Here is an 18,602-nt window from a genome sequence, read left to right as displayed (position 1 = left end):
GGACTCTTTGCAAACCAATATCGAATTCGCTCATACCTATGAGCAATTTGTATAGCTGATCAGCTTGACAACCCCGCGAATAGCATGACCGTGCTATGGCGCGCGCACGGCCAAGCCCGCCCGGCGCGGTGGGCGCCGGGCGGGCGGATATGGCTGTCGGGTCGGGCTAAAAGCCGCCCTGTGGCGGAGGCGCCACAGGGCCGGGCCGCGTCATGGCCGCACGCTGAGGTGGTAGACCGGTGTCACCCTCACGCCGCGCAGTTCGGCCACTTGCGGCTTGCCGCCGAAGTCCGGACGGCCCTCTTTCGGGATGTAGACCGGCGCGTCGGCGCGCAGCGGCAGCACGGACAGCGTCAGCGCGCCGGCGCCGGCGTGCTTGAGCGGGTACTGCCAGCCGTAGCCGCTGTAGTACCAGTCGTCCAGCATGCGGGTGCCGTTGAACAGGCGGCCGATGTCGCCGACGAAGTCGAGGTCGATCAGCGCGTCCTGCTTGCCGCCCGCTTCGCGCGGGATGTCGATGCGCCAGGCGGCCGCGTTGCGGAAGCTTTCCGGCACCGGCTGGATGGCCGCCTTCGCCAGCCCGCCAGTCATGACGGGCGCCACCGGCTGGGCGGCACGCACCGGCGTGATGGTGGCCCGCAGGCGGCGCTCGGGCAGCGCGGTGTCGAAGGCCTGGAACAGGCCGTCGCTGCCGGCGCGCAGCGCGCCGGCCGATTTCGGCGCCTTGGCCAGCGGCGGATAGACCGCGAAGCGGAAGGCCGGGTCGCCGTTCGAGCGCAGGCGCAGGCCGCCGTCGGCGAACCAGGTCTGCTGCGCGCTCAGCACCAAGCGGCGCTGGCCGGCCAGCTGGCCGACCGTCAGCTGCCGGGCCTGCTCGGCCGTGAGCACCATCACGGTGACCGGACGGCCGGCGGCGCGGCGCAGCGTGACGGCCGCGCCGGTGCCCGGCTGGATGCCGTCCACCACCACGTCGCCGCCGGCCGCGTCGGCCTTGGACACGCGCGCGCCCGGCGCCAGCAGGTAGGCCTCCGCGCCGGACTCAAAGCCCAGTTCGACCGGGATGCCGTCGCTGGCGGCGAACACGTAGACGATGCCCTCCCTGGTGTCCAGGCGCGCCACCGGCTGCGCCGTGGCGTAGGACAGGCGGGTGCCGTCCAGGTCGAAGTTCACCGGCCAGACGAAGTAGCCGCCGTCGGCCACGTCCACCGGCTGGCGCGGGAAGACCTTGTCGCCGCCCGGCAGCTTGACCGAGAAGCGCAGCTGGCGCTGGGCCGGCATCGGATACTGGCGCACGTGGTTGCTGAAGAACAGGAAGGCGCTGTCGCCCTTGGCGCGCACCGAGTAGCGCGGCGTGGCCAGGTCTTCCGGACCGGTGGGCACCACGTCCGGCTTGCGCACCGTCATCGGCGCCAGGCGGTCGCCGAAGTCGCGCATGAACAGGTGGTAGGGGCGCAGCTTGGCCAGCACCGGACGCTGCTGGCCGTCCGGCCCGAGCGGGGCCTGGAAGTCGTAGCTGATCATCGGCGTGTCGTTGTAGCCGCCGCTCAGCGTGCTTTCCTCCAGCGAGGTCAGGTCCATGGGGTTGCGGCCGCCGTGGAACATGTAATAGCCGACCAGGTTGACGCCGGAACCCAGCTGCACCGGCAGCATGGAGGCGATGTCGTCCGGCGACACCACCGGGCGGCGGCGGTACATGAACGGCAGGCCGGCGCCGTACTCGGCGCCCAGGAACGGCGTCTTCTCGATGTCGCTGTCGGCCGTGCCCTTGCCCTTGCCGACGGTCTGCGCACCCAGGTCGCCGCTGACGCGGCTGTCGAAGCGGAAGGCGTAGGTTTCCTTCGGCGGCAGCTCCGTGGTGCCGCGCGCCCACGGCTCGTCCGGGTAGCCGCCGAACACGGGGGTGACCTCGCCGGACGGGTAGACGGTCTGGTCCCAGCCGGTGACGGTGTACATCGGCACGTCCACGCCGGCCTTCCTCGCCAGGCCCTTCAGGGTGGAGATGTGGCCGGCGCCCTCGCCCGGGCCGTCCAGGTTGTATTCGTTTTCGATCTGCGCGCCGATGACGGGGCCGCCATCCTTCCACAGCAGGCCCTTGAGCTGGCGGCCGGTTTCCGTATACAGGCGCTCGACGTGGCGCAGGTATTGCGGGTCGTCCTTGCGGGTCGGCATGGCGTTCACCACCCAGTCCGGGATGCCGCCGTAGCGCACCTCCGCGTGCACCCACGGGCCCATGCGCACAACCACCTCCAGCCCGGCCTTCGCCGCCAGTTGCACGAAGCGGCGCAGGTCGCGCTGGCCGCTCCAATCGAACTTGCCCTCGCGCTCCTCGTGGTGGTTCCACATCACATAGGTGGCCAGGATGTCGATGCCGGCCGCCTTCATCTTGCGCAATTCGGTTTCCCATTCGTCGGGCGGGGTGCGGCTGTAATGGAATTCGCCCATCACGGGCATCCACGGCTTACCGTTGCGGGTCAGGTACTGGCTGTTGACGCCGAGGCGTTCGCCGGAGGGCGAGACGGCGGCGCCCATCCGCAACTGGTTTTCCAAAGGCGCCTTGACTGGCGCGCTGGCGTCGATCTTCAACAGGGTCTGGCCTGAGGCCATGCCGCTGGCCAGCATCGCGGCCAGCAAGGGCGCGAAGGTGATAGTCCGGTTCATTTTTTCTCCGTATGGATATTTTGGTTATAAGCACGGAGTCTAAGTGGCGTTGTCAACATGGAAATATGAAGAATCAATCAAAACATATACCCAAATCACATAGCTGGAGACGCAGGCCTACCCCGGCTGGCAGGGTTACAGATTGACCGTCGGCGCCATCGGTGCGACACTTGCCACTCCATCAACCACCACAGGAGACTAAACCATGCGTATCTTGGATATTGCCATCCTGTCGGCTGCCTGATCTTCCGCGCCGCTCCAGCTTGTTGAGCTAGTTCCGCGCCGCGCCTGATCGCGCGCCGACCTTCCGTTTTCAATTCGTGCCATCCCTTATTCAGTGGATGGCTGTGCTCGCGCGCGCCGCGAGCGTACCGGAACACGGGAAATACAGCTCATCATGATAGCTTTCAATTTTGAACAATTACGCCATATCGGATTCAAGCAGTTAATCGCCGGCCAATTGGGCCTGCTCGAGCCAGTCGCCGATGACGCGCGGCTCATGCGCATCACGGAAGTCCAGCGTGAATGGCTGACAGTCCACGACGGGGTCCGCGAGTTAAAAGCCCGCGCGCTCGCCAAATTGCACGGGGAATATGTGCTCGCCGTCGGCGACTGGGTGGTGGTTGACAATATGGCCCACGGAGAACTGTGGATAAGCCAGCGTTTATCCCCAGTCAACCATATCAGCCGCAGATCTTATGACGGACGCCGCCAAGCCATCGCCAGCAATATCGACACTGCCCTGTTGGTCATGGGCCTGGATCATGATTTCAATGTGCGCAGGCTGGAACGCTATATCGCATTGACCGAGGCCTCCGAGGTTTCGGCATTGATCGTTCTGACGAAATGCGATATCGGCCATGATATTCATCAGCGTGTGGATGAATTAAGGCGCCGCATACCGGCGCGCTATCCCATCGTCGCGGTAAACGCCCTGGATGCCGCTTCGGTTTCGGCCTTGGATCCTTGGTTGGGATATGGACAGACTTTATGCCTGCTCGGCTCGTCCGGCGCGGGAAAATCGACACTGACCAATACCTTGAGCGCCGCGCATCAGGAAACAGGGGTAATACGTGAAGGCGATAGCAGGGGAAGGCATACCACGACATTCCGTTCCATGCATATTTGCGCGACGGGCGCGTGCATTATCGATGCGCCCGGCCTGCGTACTTTAAGACCGGATGGCGGGGAGGACAGTATCGCGGCGGCCTTCGACGATATCGATTCATTGGCGGCGCAATGCCAATTCCGCGATTGCAAACACGAACTGGAACCCGGCTGCGCGGTACGGGACAATATCGATCCGGATCGCCTGTTCAATTACCGCAAGCTGATGCGCGATATACAGCGCAGCCAGCAAACCCCATTGGAGCGGATAGCCGAACGCTCCCGGTGGAAAGTGATCCATAAGGCGGCCTCGGCCCGCAACCGCGACAAGCGCGGCTAAGGTATAGGCCCGACGGCGCTGGCGGCATAAGCGCCGCCGGGCTGCACGGCGCCGCCGTCGGGCGTTTTATGCCAATATCTGGCGCGATCATGCCGGTTTCTGGTACATACCGCCCATGAGGCACTTGAGCGGGGAGGCGAAAGCGACTACGCTTGGTGTCTGCCAATAACAATCGGAGGAAAACATGGCGTTATCCCGCATAGGCCAGATCGCCCTGCCCGTTTCCAATGCCGATAGGTCGGAGGCTTTTTATGCCGAGACCCTGGGTTTGAAGAAACTGTTCCGTTTCGGCGACCTGGTTTTCCTCGATTGCGCCGGCGTGCGCCTGATGCTGGAAGGCTCGTCCAAAACCGTTCAGCCGGCGGCGGGCATATGCCATTATTTTTATGCCGAGGCCATTGAAACCGTGGTGACGGAGTTGAAAAAGAAAGGTGTCGCTTTCGATGGCGAGCCGCATTTAATAGCGAAAATGCCCGACCATGAATTATGGATGGCATTCTTCCGCGATCCGGATGGCCATTTGCTGGCGCTGATGGAAGAGAAACGATAACGAGGTATAATTTGTATTTCAGGTCGAGAGTCAATCCCATGCGCCGTATCGCACCGCTAGCCTTGCTTTTATTGGTTTCCGCTTGCGGCGACAAATACACGCCCGTCAATCTGTATCAGGCGACGACGCCGGATTGCAGGAATTGGGCGGATGAATCGACATTCGTGCTTCCCGAGGGAATCACGGTTGGCGCGACGGCGCCCACGCCATTGCCGGACGGCGGCGTTGAAATCGGGCTGGTTTATATGCTGCCCCGCGGCACCCAGATTCAATTCACCAGCCGCTCGTTCAAGATAGGGGAGCCCAAAGGCCCGGCCATCATGACAGCGGAAGTGGCGAGTATTTACCAGCGCGGCACGAATCAGCGCGCGGAGATCGTGGAAGTGCTTGAAAAGGTGCCGGTCATGATGGCGGCCGTCGCCACTTCCGACGCCACGCAATTCCGCTATCGCCTGCAATTCAAGGGGAAACTGCCGCAGCGTTTCGATTTCACCCCGCCGACCATGGTGATCAAACGCGAGCGTTATCCCGTGCGGACATTCACCTACCGCTATTTCGAGGACCGCAAAACCTACGGCATGTGCACCTGACGGGTATAACTGATTTAGCGCTTATGCCGCAGTTTGGCGATCGCCGCCAGTTGGGCGACCGCGGTGGCCAGTTCGGCCTGGGCTTTGGCGTAATCGATTTTGCCGGTGGTGTGGGCCAGCGCCTCTTCGGCCAGCTTTCTGGCGGCCTCCGCCTTGGTTTCATCCAGATCCTTGCCGCGGATGGCGGAGTCCGCCAACACCGTGACGGCATTGGGCTGCACCTCCAGGATGCCGCCCGCGACGAAGATGAACTCTTCTTCCTCCTTACCCACCACCTGGATGCGCACCGCGCCGGGACTGATGCGGGTGATCAGCGGCGTGTGCCGGGGATAAATGCCCAGTTCGCCCTCCACGCCCGGCAGCACGACAAAAGTGGCCTGGCCCGAAAACAGCTGGCCTTCGGCGGAAACCACGTCTACCTGGATAGTGTTTGCCATGTTGATGGTGATCTGATGGGGGTTGGCATAATGTAAAACAAAAAAGGCAGCCGAAGCTGCCTTTTTTGTTCACCGCGACGCAGCTTAGTGCTTGGCGCGCAGTTTGGCGATGGCGGCCAGCTGGCCGATCGCCGCCGCCAGTTCGGCTTGCGCTTTCGCGTAGTCGATGCTGCCGGTGTTGTTGGCCAGCGCCTCTTCCGCCAGTTTCTTGGCGGATTGGGCTTTGGCTTCATCCAGGTCCTTGCCACGGATCGCGGTGTCCGCCAGTACCGTCACGGCGTTCGGCTGCACTTCCAGCAGGCCGCCGGCGACGAAGACGAACTCTTCCTCGGCCTTGCCTGCCACCTGGATGCGCACCGCGCCCGGACGAATACGGGTGATCAGCGGGGTGTGCTTGGGGTAGATGCCCAGCTCGCCCTGCTCACCAGGCAACGCGACGAAAGTGGCTTCGCCGGAGAAGATCAGCTCTTCGGCGGAGACCACGTCTACGTGTATGGTATTTGCCATGTGTGTCCTATCGGGGGTGAGCGGCCCCACCTTCCGGCGGAACCGCGCCAAACTCAGCGATTAGTTGAGTTTTTTGGCTTTTTCGATTGCTTCTTCGATCGTGCCGACCATGTAGAACGCTTGTTCCGGCAGGTGATCCAGTTCGCCCGATGCGATCATCTTGAAGCCCTTGATCGTGTCTTTCAGCGAAACGTATTTACCTGGGGAACCGGTGAACACCTCGGCGACGTGGAATGGCTGCGACAGGAAACGCTGCATCTTACGTGCGCGCGCCACCAGCAGTTTGTCTTCCGGCGCCAGCTCGTCCATACCCAGAATCGCGATGATGTCGCGCAGTTCCTTGTAGCGCTGCAGGGTGCCCTGAACGGCGCGCGCGGTGTCGTAGTGTTCCTGGCCAACGACCAGCGGGTCCAGCTGGCGCGAGGTCGAGTCCAGTGGATCGACGGCGGGGTAGATACCCAGCGAGGCGATGTCACGCGACAGAACGACGGTGGAGTCCAAGTGACCGAAGGTGGTCGCTGGCGACGGGTCGGTCAAGTCATCCGCTGGAACGTACACGGCCTGGATCGAGGTGATCGAACCGGTCTTGGTCGAGGTGATGCGCTCTTGCAGACGGCCCATCTCTTCGGCCAGGGTAGGCTGGTAGCCCACGGCGGAAGGCATACGGCCCAGCAGTGCGGACACTTCGGTACCGGCCAGCGTGAAGCGGTAGATGTTGTCGACGAAGAACAGAACGTCCTTGCCTTCGTCGCGGAACGCTTCCGCCATGGTCAGACCGGTCAGCGCGACGCGCAGACGGTTGCCTGGTGGTTCATTCATCTGGCCGTAGACCATCGCCACTTTGGAGTTTTCCGGGTTTTCCAGATCGACCACCTTGGCATCGGCCATCTCGTGGTAGAAGTCGTTACCTTCGCGGGTACGCTCGCCCACGCCGGCGAACACGGACAGACCCGAGTGCGCTTTGGCGATGTTGTTGATCAGTTCCATCATGTTCACGGTCTTGCCCACGCCGGCGCCGCCGAACAGGCCGACTTTACCGCCCTTGGCGAACGGGCACACCAGGTCGATAACCTTGATGCCGGTTTCCAGCAGGTCTTGCGACGGCGACAGTTCGTCGTACGCTGGAGCCACGCGGTGGATCGATGCCAGCTGGTCGTGCGCGACCGGACCGCATTCGTCGATCGGGTTGCCCAGCACGTCCATGATGCGGCCCAGGGTGGCTTTACCCACTGGTACCATGATCGGCTTGCCGGTGTTCTGGATCATCATGCCGCGACGCAGACCGTCGGACGAGCCCAGGGCGATGGTGCGGACCACGCCGTCACCCAGCTGTTGTTGTACTTCCAGGGTCAGTTCCGAGCCCGCCATCTTCAGGGCGTCGAAAACCTTAGGCATCGCGTTGCGTGGAAACTCTACGTCCACCACAGCGCCGATACACTGAACGATTTTGCCGTCAGCCATGTTCGTTCCTTCAAATATAGTTAAATTCGTTTAAACCGCGGCCGCACCGGCGACGATTTCGGAGAGTTCTTTGGTAATCGCAGCCTGACGCGTCTTGTTATAGATCAGCTTCAGTTCACCGATGACGCTACCCGCGTTGTCGCTGGCGGCTTTCATCGCCACCATGCGCGCCGATTGCTCGGACGCCAGGTTTTCCGCCACCGCCTGGTATACCAGCGCCTCAACATAGCGCTCCAGCAGCTCGTCAATCACGGTCGCAGCGTCCGGCTCGTAGATGTAGTCCCACTTGAGGCTACCTTTGTCCGCCTGGACTTTGTCGGCCGTCAGCGGCAGCAACTGCTGCACTTGCGGCTCCTGCTTCATCGTGTTGATGAACTTGGTATAGCACAGGTACACTGCGTCGAGTTTGCCTTCCTGGAACTTCTCAAGCATGACCTTGACAGGTCCAATCAGCTTGTCCAGATGCGGCGTGTCGCCGATCTGCGTCGCTTGCGCGACGACAGGAACGCCAACCCGATTCAAGAACCCCAAACCTTTGTTACCGATCGCTACCGCTTCCACCTTGACGCCGGCCGTTTCCAGCTCGCGCGTCTTGGCCGTCACCATCCGCAGCACGTTGGTGTTCAGGCCACCGCACAGACCCTTGTCGGTCGTGACGATGATGAAACCAACGGCCTTCGCCTCGTCGCCCTGGGCTTGCGCCAGGAACGGGTGGGTGTATTCCGGATTGGCGGACGCCAGGTTGGCGGCGATGTTACGAACCTTGTCACTGTAGGGACGGGCGGCGCGCATGCGATCCTGCGCCTTGCGCATTTTCGATGCGGCGACCATTTCCATCGCCTTGGTGATCTTTTTCGTATTTTCTACGCTTTTGATCTTGCCACGTATCTCTTTGCCTACTGCCATGAGTCCTTACTCCTTCTGCGCTAATGGCGGCTCGCCACCTGGGTGGGAGCCGCCGAGCCGCTTAAAATGCGCCGGATTTCTTGAAATCAGCAATGGCGGCCGACAGGGCGGCTTCGCCGTCCTTGTCCAGTTGCTTGGTTTCTTCGATCTTGGACAGCAGGGCAGCTTGCTTGGTCTTCAGGTACGAGTGCAGGCCGGCTTCGAACGGCAGCACCTTCTTGACCGGCACGTCGTCCAGGTAGCCCTTGTTCACCGCGAACAGCGAGGCGCCCATCAGGGAGATCGACAGCGGCGAGTACTGGGCCTGCTTCAGCAGTTCGGTCACGCGCGCGCCGCGGTCCAGCTGCTTGCGGGTCGATTCGTCCAGGTCGGAGGCGAACTGCGCGAACGCGGCCAGCTCACGGTACTGCGCCAAGTCGGTACGGATACCGCCGGACAGGTTTTTGATGACCTTGGTCTGGGCGGCGCCACCAACGCGCGACACCGAGATACCGGCGTTGATCGCGGGACGGATGCCGGAGTTGAACAGCGAGGTTTCCAGGAAGATCTGACCGTCGGTGATCGAAATCACGTTGGTTGGAACGAAGGCGGAAACGTCGCCGGCCTGGGTTTCGATGATCGGCAGGGCGGTCAGCGAGCCGGTCTTGCCTTTGACTGCGCCGCCGGTGAAGGCTTCGACGTAGTCGGCGTTGACGCGGGCCGCGCGTTCCAGCAGGCGGCTGTGCAGGTAGAACACGTCGCCTGGATACGCTTCGCGGCCCGGTGGGCGGCGCAGCAGCAGGGAGATCTGACGGTAGGCAACCGCTTGCTTCGACAAGTCATCGTACACGATCAGGGCGTCTTCGCCGCGGTCGCGGAAGAACTCGCCCATGGTGCAGCCGGAGTAGGCCGAGATGTACTGCATCGCGGCGGACTCGGAAGCGGTCGCGGCCACGACGATGGTGTACTCCATCGCGCCGTGCTGTTCCAGGGAACGCACGATGTTTTTGATGGTCGAGGCTTTTTGGCCGATGGCGACGTAGATACACGTCATGCCCTGGCCTTTTTGGTTGATGATCGCGTCGACGGCGACGGCCGATTTACCGGTCTGGCGGTCGCCAATGATCAGCTCACGCTGGCCACGGCCGATCGGCACCATCGCGTCGATCGACTTCAGGCCGGTCTGCATGGGCTGCGACACGGACTCGCGGGCGATAACGCCCGGTGCGATCTTTTCGATAGGGGAGGTCAGCTTGGCGTCGATCGGACCTTTGCCGTCGATCGGCTGGCCCAGCGCGTTGACCACGCGGCCGCGCAGTTCGGGGCCGACCGGCACTTCCAGAATACGGCCGGTGCACTTGACGGTGTCGCCTTCCGAGATGTGCTCGTAAGCACCCAGAATAACGGCGCCGACCGAGTCGCGCTCCAGGTTCATCGCCAGGCCGAAGGTGTTGCCCGGGAATTCCAGCATCTCGCCTTGCATCACGTCGGACAGGCCGTGGATGCGGCAGATACCGTCGGCTACGGAAATAACCGTGCCTTGATTGCGCACTTCAGCGCCGCCGTCAATGCCTTGGATCCGGCTCTTGATCAGCTCGCTGATTTCAGATGGGTTGAGTTGCATACTAACTCCTAAATGTAGTTCTCTCCGCTTGCGCGAGGGTATATGGGGTCTGCCGCTGCCGCCGGCGTCACTGCACGGTTCTTATTGAACCAGCGCGGTGCGCATCTGCTGCAGCTTGGCGCGTACCGAAGTGTCGAGCACTTCGTCTCCGACCACCACGCGCACGCCACCGATCAGCGATGGATCCACGGTTACGCTCGGATTGAGCTTGCGGTTGAATTTCTTTTCCAGCGTAGCGACCAGCTCAGTAACCTGGGCGGCGCTCAACTCGAATGCGCTCGAGATCTCGGCATCCGCCGCACCTTCCGCGCTGTTTTTCAACAGCTGGAATTGGGCGCCGATTTCCGGCAGCAATTCGATACGGCCGTTGGCAACCAGCATGTCGAGGAAGTTCTTGGCTTCCGCGTTCAGCGGCGATTTCAGCAGAGACTGAATGGTGGCGGCGACATCGCTATCCGAGACTTTCGGATTGCGCGCGTAGGCCAGCACGTCGGCATGGCCGCCGACCTGGGTCATTTCTGACACCAGGTCGGACCACTGCGCGAGGTTGCCGGTTTGAGCTACGCGGAAGAGGGCTTCCGCGTAGGGACGGGCGACGGTTGCGAGTTCAGCCATGATTACAGCTCGGTCGCGAGACGGGTCAGCAGATCGGCGTGGGCCGACGCGGTGACTTCGCGCTTCAGGATCTGCTCGGCGCCCTTGACGGCCAGGTCGGCGACCTGGGCGCGCAGTGCTTCGCGGGCCTGGGTGACTTGCTGCTCGGCTTCGGCCTTGGCTTGCGCGATGATGCGGTCCGCTTCGGCTTTGGCGTTGGCCTTGATTTCCTCGGCGACCAGCTGCGCACGCTTTTCGGCGTCCGACACGCGCTGGGCGGCTTCGTCACGGGCGGACGACAGGGCCTCGGCGGCGCGCTTCTCAGCGACCTTCATTGCTTCCTGGCCTTGGTCGGCGGCGGCCAGACCTGCGGCGATGCGCTTTTCGCGCTCATCCAGCGCCGAATTCAGCGCCGGGAATACAAACTTCATCGAGAACCAAACGAGCACCGCGAAGGTGATCATCTGGCCGATGAGGGACGAATTAATGTCCATGCCTTGCTCCTAAAAAGTTTCCCTGGTTGGAGCGTTGATTACTGTGCTACGGCAGCGGTCAGGGCGGTCAGGAATGGGTTGTTGAACGTGAACAGCAGAGCAACACCGACGCCGATCATGGAGATCGCGTCCAGCAGACCGGCGATAACGAACAGTTTGGTTTGCAGTTGTGGCATCAGTTCTGGTTGACGTGCCGAAGCTTCCAGGAACTTGCCGCCCAGGATAGCGAAGCCGAGTGCGGTACCGATGGCGCCCAGGCCAATGATGATTGCTACGGCCAGAACGGTCATGCTTTGTACTTGTGCGATCAGAGCTTGCATTAGATTTCTCCTAAATTTAAAAAAAACGAAAGATACTTCAAAACTAAAAATAAAGTTGCTGATTAATGCTTCTCAACCGCAAGGGAGAGGTACACAACCGTCAACGCCATAAACACAAAAGCTTGCAGAGTTACAATCAGGATGTGGAAGATTGCCCATGGACCACCCAACAGCCACTGCGCCCACCAAGGCAACAACGCGATCAAGATGAAAATCAGCTCACCGGCGTACATGTTGCCGAACAGTCGCAGCGACAGCGAAATGGGTTTGGCCAGCAATTCCAGCATCTGGAAGATGAAATTGACCGGCGCCAGGAAGATGGCGGCGACACCGTGCGCGTGGAACGGCGCGGTGAACAGTTCCTTGCCCCAGCCGCCCACGCCCTTGGCTTTAATGGAGAAGCCGATGATGCACAGCAGCACGCCGATCGACATGCCGAAGGTGTGGTTCACGTCGGCGGTGGGCACCACGCGCAGCTTGTAGACGCCGAAGAACTCCAGCACGCGCGGCAGGAAGTCCACCGGCAGGAAGTCCATCGCGTTCATCAGCCAGACCCACACGAAGATGGTGATGGCCAGCGGGGCGATGACGGCGCTTTTGGCGTGGAAGGCGGAATTTACGGTGTCGTTCACCAATTCCATGATCCATTCGACAAAGTTCTGCAGACGGCCAGGCACGCCGGAGGTGGCGCGGCGGGCGGCCAGCGAGAAGATGCCGAGGAACACCAGGCCCAGAAGCGCCGAAACCCAGAACGTGTCCAGGTTGATGGCCGCAGTGCCTTCTCCGCTTTGCAGGTGGGACAGGTGGTGCTGGATATACTGTGTGGCGTTAGCCGGAGCCGCGTGGCCCCCGTGTTCAGTGGTCATAATAGTCAGATTTTGTTAATTAAACTGCTAGCAGCGCGAACCAATACGCGAGGGTCGCCACCGCAAAACCTAGAATCAGCCACAAATAGGCGGCCGACGGGAACAGCACGAGTGCGCAAACGAACAGCACGGCTGTCAAGAATACTTTCACCATCTCGGCGCGGAAGTGCGTCCGGAAGGCTTGCTTAGCGTCATTAGTTCCGCGCGCGACAATAATCGCGTACACCAGACTTCCGATGACCGCGATCGCTCCGCCCATGGCGGCAGACCAGCCGTTCCCCAGGCTGCCAAAATATGCGGTGGCGGCGGAGAAAAAGACGGCGATTGTGAACTGCAAGGCAACTACTTTAAACACGGGACGGGCTACAGTTTGCGTAAAATCACTCACTTGCCAGGTTCCCAGAGAAAGCGTATACAACTAAAGACACGGGATTATATTAGGAATTCGCCACTTTGGTCAAACATCGTTCGCACCATCCCGGGGCAGTTGCTGCTTGAAAGCGACGTTTTTGCGGCGGATTTGGAGGAGTTGCACCAAGATAGCGACCGATGTCAGCGCTATCATCCCGCAAGCGATAACCGGGTATATTCGCAACAGATTAAGTGTTTCCCATAGGGGGACGCGGCCGGTCCGCCCGGCGCGGGAAACACCCCGGCGGACCGTTGTTTGGGGGCGTCAGCCCCTGAGGCGGGTCAGCAGGCCGTCCAGCACGTCCAGGTCGGCGAAGTCGATCACCATCTGTCCCTTGCCCTTGGCGCCCATCTTGAACACCACCGGCGTGGCCAGCGCGTCGGAAAGCTCCTCCTCCAGGCGCAGGATGTCCCCGGATTTCTCCTTCGGTTTGCGCTCGGCCTGCTCGGATTGCTCCTCCTGGGCGCGCTGCACGAGTTTTTCCGTTTCTCGCACCGACAGTCGTTTTGCCACAACAACATTGGCCAGCGTGATCTGCGTGGCGGCGTCGACCGCCAGCAGCGCGCGGGCGTGGCCCATGTCGATGTCGCCGGCCATCAGCATGGTTTGCACCGGCGCGGCCAGGTTCATCAGCCTTAGCAGATTGGACACGGCGCTGCGCGAACGGCCGACCGCGCTGGCCGCCTGCTCGTGCGTGAACGTGAACTCGGTGATCAGGCGGTGGATGCCCTGCGCCTCCTCGAGCGGATTGAGGTCCTCGCGCTGGATGTTCTCGATCAGCGCCATGGCGGCGGCGGCGCGGTCGTCCACGTCGCGCACCAGCACCGGCACCTGTTCCAGGCCGGCCATCTGCGCGGCGCGGAAGCGTCGCTCGCCGGCGATGATCTCGTAGCGAGCCAGCGTGTCGCCCTTGGCGGCGGCGATCGGCCGCACCAGGATGGGCTGCATGATGCCCTGCGCCTTGATGGACGCGGCCAGCTCGGAAAGGCCGCTCTCGTCCATGCGGGTGCGCGGCTGGTACTTGCCCGCCTGCATCTGCGAGATCGCCAGTTCGCCCGGCGCCTGCGCGGCCGGGTTCGACGCCGGATTGGAGGGATCGCCGTCGCCGCCCAGCAGGGCGTCCAGGCCGCGACCGAGGCCTTTCAGTTTTTTCGTTGCCATTTATATTTCCTATGCCAAACCCAGATGCAACCCATGGGGTCAGACCCCCAAGGGGTCTGACCCCGGCCTTTGCAGTTGGTTTACATCTTCTTAATGCGTTTCACCATTTCGGCGCCGAACGCGATATAGGCTTGCGCCCCTTTCGAGGCGGGATCGAAGGTCACGCCGGGAATGCCGTAGGACGGCGCTTCGGCCAGGCGCACGTTGCGCGGGATGATGGTCTTGAAGACCTTGTCGCCGAAGTGCTGCTCCAGCTGGGCCGAGACCTGCTGCGACAGCGTCATGCGCGGATCGAACATCACCCGTAGCAGGCCGATGATCTTCAGGTCCGGGTTCAGGTTGGCGTGCACCTTCTTGATGGTGTTGACCAGGTCCGACAGGCCCTCGAGCGCGTAGTACTCGCACTGCATCGGGATGATGACGCCGTTGGCGGCGCACAGGCCGTTCAGGGTCAGCATCGACAGCGCCGGCGGGCAGTCGATCAGGATGAAGTCGTATTCCTTGTCGACCGAGGCCAGCGCGTCCTTCAGGCGGCGCTCGCGGTTGTCCAGCTCCACCATCTCGACCTCGGCGCCGGCCAGCTCGCGGTTGGACGGCAGCACGTCGAAGCGCCCCGCCTCCGAGCGCTGGCGCGCCGTGGCCACGTCCGACTGGCCCAGCAGCACCTCATAGGTGGACGCGGCCAGGCCCGCCTTGTTGATGCCGGCGCCCATGGTCGCGTTGCCTTGGGGATCCAGGTCGACCAGCAGCACGCGCTGGTTCAGTTTGGCCAGTCCGGCGGAGAGGTTGACTGTGGTGGTGGTCTTGCCCACGCCGCCCTTTTGGTTTGCTACACAAAATATTTTGGCCATGAATCTCTTATGGTCTATACGGTTTATACGGTATAAATGGTTTATATTGTTTATTCGGTTTATACGGTTTATACGGTATAAATGGTTTATACCATTTATACCGTTACTGAATTTCGATCGATTTTTCTATGAACACCAGGTGCCGTTCCGCGTCCAGCCCCGGCACTTCCAGGGGTTGTAAACCGCTCACTTTCCATGGCGCCGGCAGGCGCTCCCGCTCCTCCGCCGGGGCCGTTCCCTTGAGCGCGATGAAGCGGCCGCCCTCGGCCAGCAGGTGCCCGGACCAGGTGACGAAATCCGACAGGTCGGCGAAGGCCCGGGAGCTGATCACGTCGAACGGCTCCCGCGCCTCCAGTTCCTGCACCTTCTTCGTGTACACCGTCACGTTGGCCAGGCCCAACTCGGCCTTCACCTGCGTCAGGAAGGCGGTTTTCTTGTGGACCGTGTCGATCATGGCCACTTTCGTGTCCGGCAGCGCGATGGCCAGCACCACGCCCGGCAGGCCGCCGCCTGCGCCCACGTCCAGTACGCTCTTCGCGCCCTGGAAGGCCGGCACGGCGGCCAGCGAGTCCAGCAGGTGCAAGGTCATCATCTGCATGGGATCGCGCACCGACGTCAGGTTGTACACGCCGTTCCACTTGTTCAGCAGCGCCAGGTAGTCCAGCAGCTTCTCTTTTTGCGCGGCGGACAGCTCCAGCTTCAGCGCCGCCACGCCTTGATTCAATACCTCGGCCAACGCAGTCCGGTCGAAGAACTTCATTGCACGGCCTCGTCTTTCAGGTTCGCGAAGCCGCCGAAACCGCTCTTCTTCAGGTGCACCAGCAGCAGCGAGATCGCCGCCGGGGTCACGCCCGAGATGCGCGAGGCCTGGCCCAGCGTCTCCGGGCGCTGCTTGTGCAGCTTCTGGCGCACCTCGACCGACAGCGCCGTGATGTCCAGATAGTTGTAGCCCTCCGGCAGTTTCAGGTTCTCGTAGTGCTCGTGGCGCTCCACTTCCTTGCTCTGGCGCTCGATGTAGCCGGCGTATTTCAGCTGGATCTCCACCTGTTCCTTGACCGCCGGATCGGCCACGCCGGGACCGGCCAGGGCCTGCCCTTCCATGCCGGACAAGGTCATCAGGGTCTCATATTCCACGCCGGGACGGCGCAGCAGATCGGCCAGCGAGTACTCGCGCTCGATGGCCTGCCCCACCACGCGCTCGGACTCGGCGGCGGCCAGGATGCGCGGATTCACCCACGTGGAACGCAGGCGCTCCAGCTCCAGCGCGACCGATTCGCGCTTGCGCTCGAAGGACTCCCACTGCGCGTCGCCGACGCAGCCCAGCTTGCGGCCGATCTCGGTCAAGCGCATGTCGGCGTTGTCCTCGCGCAGGCTCAAGCGGTACTCGGCGCGGCTGGTGAACATGCGGTAGGGCTCCTGCACGCCCTGCGTGACCAGGTCGTCGACCAGCACGCCCAGGTAGGCCTCCGAGCGCGCCGGGGTCCAGGCTTCCCTGCCCTGGGTCTGCAGCGCGGCGTTGATGCCGGCCAGCATACCCTGCGCCGCCGCCTCCTCGTAGCCGGTGGTGCCGTTGATCTGGCCGGCGAAATACAGGCCGCCCACGGCCTTGGTTTCCAGCGAGGCCTTCAGGCCGCGCGGGTCGAAATAGTCGTACTCGATGGCGTAGCCGGGGCGCAGGATGTGGGCGTTTTCCATGCCCTTCATCGACCGCACCAGCTCGATCTGCACGTCGAACGGCAGGCTGGTGGAGATGCCGTTGGGGTAGAACTCGTTGGTGGTCAAGCCTTCCGGTTCCAGGAAGATCTGGTGCGACTCCTTGGACGAGAAGCGGTGGATCTTGTCCTCGATGGACGGGCAGTAGCGCGGGCCGACGCCCTCGATCACGCCGGTATACATTGGGCTGCGGTCCAGGCCGGCGCGGATGATGTCGTGCGTGCGGGCGTTGGTGTGCGTCACCCAGCACGGCAGCTGGCGCGGATGCATGGCGGTGTTGCCCATGACGGAGAACACCGGCACCGGATCCAGGTCGCCCGGCTGTTCGGTCATGGCGGACAGGTCGATGCTGCGGCCGTCAATGCGCGGCGGCGTGCCGGTCTTCAGCCGGCCCTGCGGCAGCTTCAGTTCCTTCAGGCGCGCGGACAGCGAGATGGCGGGCGGATCGCCGGCGCGGCCGGCCGAGTAGTTCTGCAGGCCCACGTGGATCTTGCCGTCGAGGAAAGTGCCGGCGGTCAACACCACGGCGGGCGCCAGGAACTTCAGGCCGATCTGGGTGACGGCGCCGACCACGCGGTCGCCCTCCACCATCAGGTCGTCCACCGCCTGCTGGAACAGCCACAGATTGGGCTGGTTTTCCAGGCGCGAGCGGATGGCCTGCTTGTACAGCATGCGGTCTGCCTGGGCGCGGGTGGCGCGCACGGCGGGGCCTTTCGAGGAATTCAAGATGCGGAACTGGATGCCGGACTCGTCGGTGGCGATGGCCATCGCGCCGCCCATGGCGTCGACTTCTTTGACCAAGTGGCCCTTGCCGATGCCGCCGATGGACGGGTTGCAGGACATCTGGCCCAGGGTCTCGATGTTGTGCGTCAGCAGCAGGGTCTTCTGCCCCATACGGGCCGCGGCCAGCGCGGCTTCCGTACCGGCGTGACCGCCGCCGACAACGATAACGTCGAATTCAGTAGGAAATAACATGTTGGGATTTGTGTAGAAAGCGAGGATATGAAGCCAGATTATAGAGTCTTTTCCGTGCTGCGACTTTTTTAGGCAAAAATATTAGGTGGATTGTTCCACGTGGAACATCGCGTGAGCCCGGCTCATGGCAAGTGTATGGACGTAAAAAAGGGCGCCGCAAGCGCCCTCTCCGATGTTCCACGTGAAACAATCACCGCCGGCATCACATCTGCCAGCGCGCCCACGCGTCGTAGGCGGACTTCACGATGAGGATGGTGACCACCACCAGGAACAGCCGGCGCACGAAGCCGCTGCCGTGCTTCAGCGCCAGCTTGGTGCCGAGGATGGATCCGGTCACCTGGCACACCGCCATCATCAAACCCAGTTGCCAGAGCAGGTGCCCGCTGTAGCCGAACCACAACAGCGCGGCGAAGTTGCACGCGACGTTGACGACTTTCGACACCGCCGACGCGGCCAGGAAGTCGAAGCCGAAGAAGCGCACGAACATGAACACCAGGAAGCTGCCGGTGCCGGGGCCGAAGAAGCCGTCATAGAACCCGATCAGCGCGCCGACGCCGACCGCCCACGCCTTTTCCTGGAAGCCCGTGAAGAGGGGCTTGTGTACGCTGCCCAGGTCCTTGCGGCGGAAGGTGTAGACGGCGACGGCCACCAGCACCACCGGCAGCAAGGCGCGCATGAAGTCCGCCGGTATCCTGGTGACCGTGTAGGCGCCGATGAAGGAGAACATCAGCGCCGCCATCGACGCGGGCGCGGCGGTCGACCAGGCGATGCTGACGCGCCGCGCATAGTTCACCGCCGCGGCGGCGGTGCCGAAGATCGCCGCCAGCTTGTTGGTGCCGAGCAGCGTGGCCGGCGCCATATTGGGAAAGACCGAAAACATGACGGGGATCTGTATCAGTCCGCCGCCCCCGACCACCGCGTCCACCAGCCCCGCGGAGAAAGCCGCCACACCGAGCAGCAAATAATCAACCATATGAATTCCACAACACGCGCGAAACGGCGGCCAAAAAGCGAAGCCGACATTGTACGGAAGAAGCCCCCCGCCCGCCCGAAGCCG

General features: G+C 62.5%; 19 protein-coding genes. 3 read left to right on the top strand and 16 right to left on the bottom strand.

Features of this window, described 5'->3' with window-relative positions; genetic code table 11:
• Nucleotides 1-210: 210 nt before the first annotated feature.
• A complete protein-coding gene (locus tag BM436_RS04660; RefSeq protein ID WP_093554027.1) occupies nucleotides 211-2,658 on the bottom strand; it encodes a beta-galactosidase in 2,448 nt (815 codons plus the stop codon).
• Nucleotides 2,659-3,055: 397 nt separating this feature from the next.
• On the opposite strand from BM436_RS04660, the gene rsgA reads away from it, so the two are divergent.
• The 3 genes from rsgA (at nucleotide 3,056) to BM436_RS04645 (ending at nucleotide 5,245) form a co-directional block, all read left to right on the top strand.
• Nucleotides 3,056-4,105, top strand: coding sequence for a ribosome small subunit-dependent GTPase A (gene rsgA, locus BM436_RS04655; RefSeq protein WP_093554025.1), 1,050 nt, complete (start codon nucleotides 3,056-3,058; stop codon nucleotides 4,103-4,105).
• Nucleotides 4,106-4,289: 184 nt separating this feature from the next.
• Nucleotides 4,290-4,655: a VOC family protein gene (locus BM436_RS04650; RefSeq protein ID WP_093554023.1), complete on the top strand. Its 366-nt coding sequence runs from the start codon at nucleotides 4,290-4,292 to the stop codon at nucleotides 4,653-4,655.
• A gap of 38 nt (nucleotides 4,656-4,693) precedes the next feature.
• Entirely contained in the window at nucleotides 4,694-5,245 is a 552-nt protein-coding gene (locus BM436_RS04645) for a hypothetical protein (protein ID WP_093554021.1), read from the top strand.
• A 14-nt stretch (nucleotides 5,246-5,259) separates the two neighbouring features.
• Here the strand turns inward: BM436_RS04645 and BM436_RS04640 are convergent, their stop codons facing one another.
• From BM436_RS04640 to BM436_RS04570, 15 genes are all read right to left on the bottom strand, one after another.
• Nucleotides 5,260-5,682, bottom strand: coding sequence for a F0F1 ATP synthase subunit epsilon (locus tag BM436_RS04640; protein ID WP_093554019.1), 423 nt, complete (start codon nucleotides 5,680-5,682; stop codon nucleotides 5,260-5,262).
• Nucleotides 5,683-5,766: 84 nt separating this feature from the next.
• Nucleotides 5,767-6,189, bottom strand: a complete 423-nt coding sequence (locus tag BM436_RS04635) for a F0F1 ATP synthase subunit epsilon (RefSeq protein WP_093554017.1) — start codon at nucleotides 6,187-6,189, stop codon at nucleotides 5,767-5,769.
• 60 nt (nucleotides 6,190-6,249) lie between these two features.
• The gene (atpD, locus tag BM436_RS04630; RefSeq protein WP_093554015.1) at nucleotides 6,250-7,650 is read right to left on the bottom strand and encodes a F0F1 ATP synthase subunit beta; all 1,401 of its coding nucleotides are present in this window, start codon (nucleotides 7,648-7,650) and stop codon (nucleotides 6,250-6,252) included.
• A 30-nt stretch (nucleotides 7,651-7,680) separates the two neighbouring features.
• Nucleotides 7,681-8,556: a F0F1 ATP synthase subunit gamma gene (gene atpG, locus BM436_RS04625; RefSeq protein ID WP_093554013.1), complete on the bottom strand. Its 876-nt coding sequence runs from the start codon at nucleotides 8,554-8,556 to the stop codon at nucleotides 7,681-7,683.
• Between the two features lie 61 nt (nucleotides 8,557-8,617).
• Nucleotides 8,618-10,159, bottom strand: coding sequence for a F0F1 ATP synthase subunit alpha (atpA, locus tag BM436_RS04620; RefSeq protein ID WP_093554011.1), 1,542 nt, complete (start codon nucleotides 10,157-10,159; stop codon nucleotides 8,618-8,620).
• Nucleotides 10,160-10,240: 81 nt separating this feature from the next.
• Nucleotides 10,241-10,774, bottom strand: a complete 534-nt coding sequence (locus BM436_RS04615; protein ID WP_093554009.1) for a F0F1 ATP synthase subunit delta — start codon at nucleotides 10,772-10,774, stop codon at nucleotides 10,241-10,243.
• A 2-nt stretch (nucleotides 10,775-10,776) separates the two neighbouring features.
• Nucleotides 10,777-11,247, bottom strand: a complete 471-nt coding sequence (locus tag BM436_RS04610; protein WP_093554007.1) for a F0F1 ATP synthase subunit B — start codon at nucleotides 11,245-11,247, stop codon at nucleotides 10,777-10,779.
• Between the two features lie 38 nt (nucleotides 11,248-11,285).
• On the bottom strand, nucleotides 11,286-11,567 hold the full coding sequence (gene atpE, locus BM436_RS04605) for a F0F1 ATP synthase subunit C (RefSeq protein WP_057154289.1): 282 nt from the start codon (nucleotides 11,565-11,567) through the stop codon (nucleotides 11,286-11,288).
• Between the two features lie 62 nt (nucleotides 11,568-11,629).
• The gene (atpB, locus tag BM436_RS04600) at nucleotides 11,630-12,433 is read right to left on the bottom strand and encodes a F0F1 ATP synthase subunit A (RefSeq protein WP_093554005.1); all 804 of its coding nucleotides are present in this window, start codon (nucleotides 12,431-12,433) and stop codon (nucleotides 11,630-11,632) included.
• 19 nt (nucleotides 12,434-12,452) lie between these two features.
• The gene (locus BM436_RS04595; protein WP_093554003.1) at nucleotides 12,453-12,821 is read right to left on the bottom strand and encodes an ATP synthase subunit I; all 369 of its coding nucleotides are present in this window, start codon (nucleotides 12,819-12,821) and stop codon (nucleotides 12,453-12,455) included.
• Nucleotides 12,822-13,109: 288 nt separating this feature from the next.
• Nucleotides 13,110-14,006 carry a ParB/RepB/Spo0J family partition protein gene (locus tag BM436_RS04590; protein WP_093554001.1) on the bottom strand — a complete coding sequence of 299 codons (897 nt, stop codon included), beginning with the start codon at nucleotides 14,004-14,006 and terminating at the stop codon, nucleotides 13,110-13,112.
• A gap of 80 nt (nucleotides 14,007-14,086) precedes the next feature.
• Nucleotides 14,087-14,857 (bottom strand): ParA family protein, encoded by a 771-nt coding sequence (locus BM436_RS04585; protein ID WP_093553999.1) that lies wholly within the window; start codon nucleotides 14,855-14,857, stop codon nucleotides 14,087-14,089.
• Nucleotides 14,858-14,960: 103 nt separating this feature from the next.
• On the bottom strand, nucleotides 14,961-15,617 hold the full coding sequence (rsmG, locus tag BM436_RS04580; RefSeq protein ID WP_093553997.1) for a 16S rRNA (guanine(527)-N(7))-methyltransferase RsmG: 657 nt from the start codon (nucleotides 15,615-15,617) through the stop codon (nucleotides 14,961-14,963).
• Complete coding sequence (gene mnmG / locus BM436_RS04575) at nucleotides 15,614-17,545, bottom strand: tRNA uridine-5-carboxymethylaminomethyl(34) synthesis enzyme MnmG (protein ID WP_093553995.1); 1,932 nt, start codon at nucleotides 17,543-17,545, stop codon at nucleotides 15,614-15,616. Before mnmG ends, rsmG begins: the two co-directional genes overlap by 4 nt.
• 202 nt (nucleotides 17,546-17,747) lie before the next feature.
• Nucleotides 17,748-18,518, bottom strand: a complete 771-nt coding sequence (locus tag BM436_RS04570; protein WP_093553993.1) for a sulfite exporter TauE/SafE family protein — start codon at nucleotides 18,516-18,518, stop codon at nucleotides 17,748-17,750.
• Between the last annotated feature and the right edge of the window lie 84 nt (nucleotides 18,519-18,602).

This window comes from Pseudoduganella namucuonensis (assembly GCF_900116645.1).
GTDB classification, from domain to species: domain Bacteria; phylum Pseudomonadota; class Gammaproteobacteria; order Burkholderiales; family Burkholderiaceae_D; genus Rugamonas; species Rugamonas namucuonensis.
This window is presented reverse-complemented; position numbering and strand designations above follow the sequence as displayed.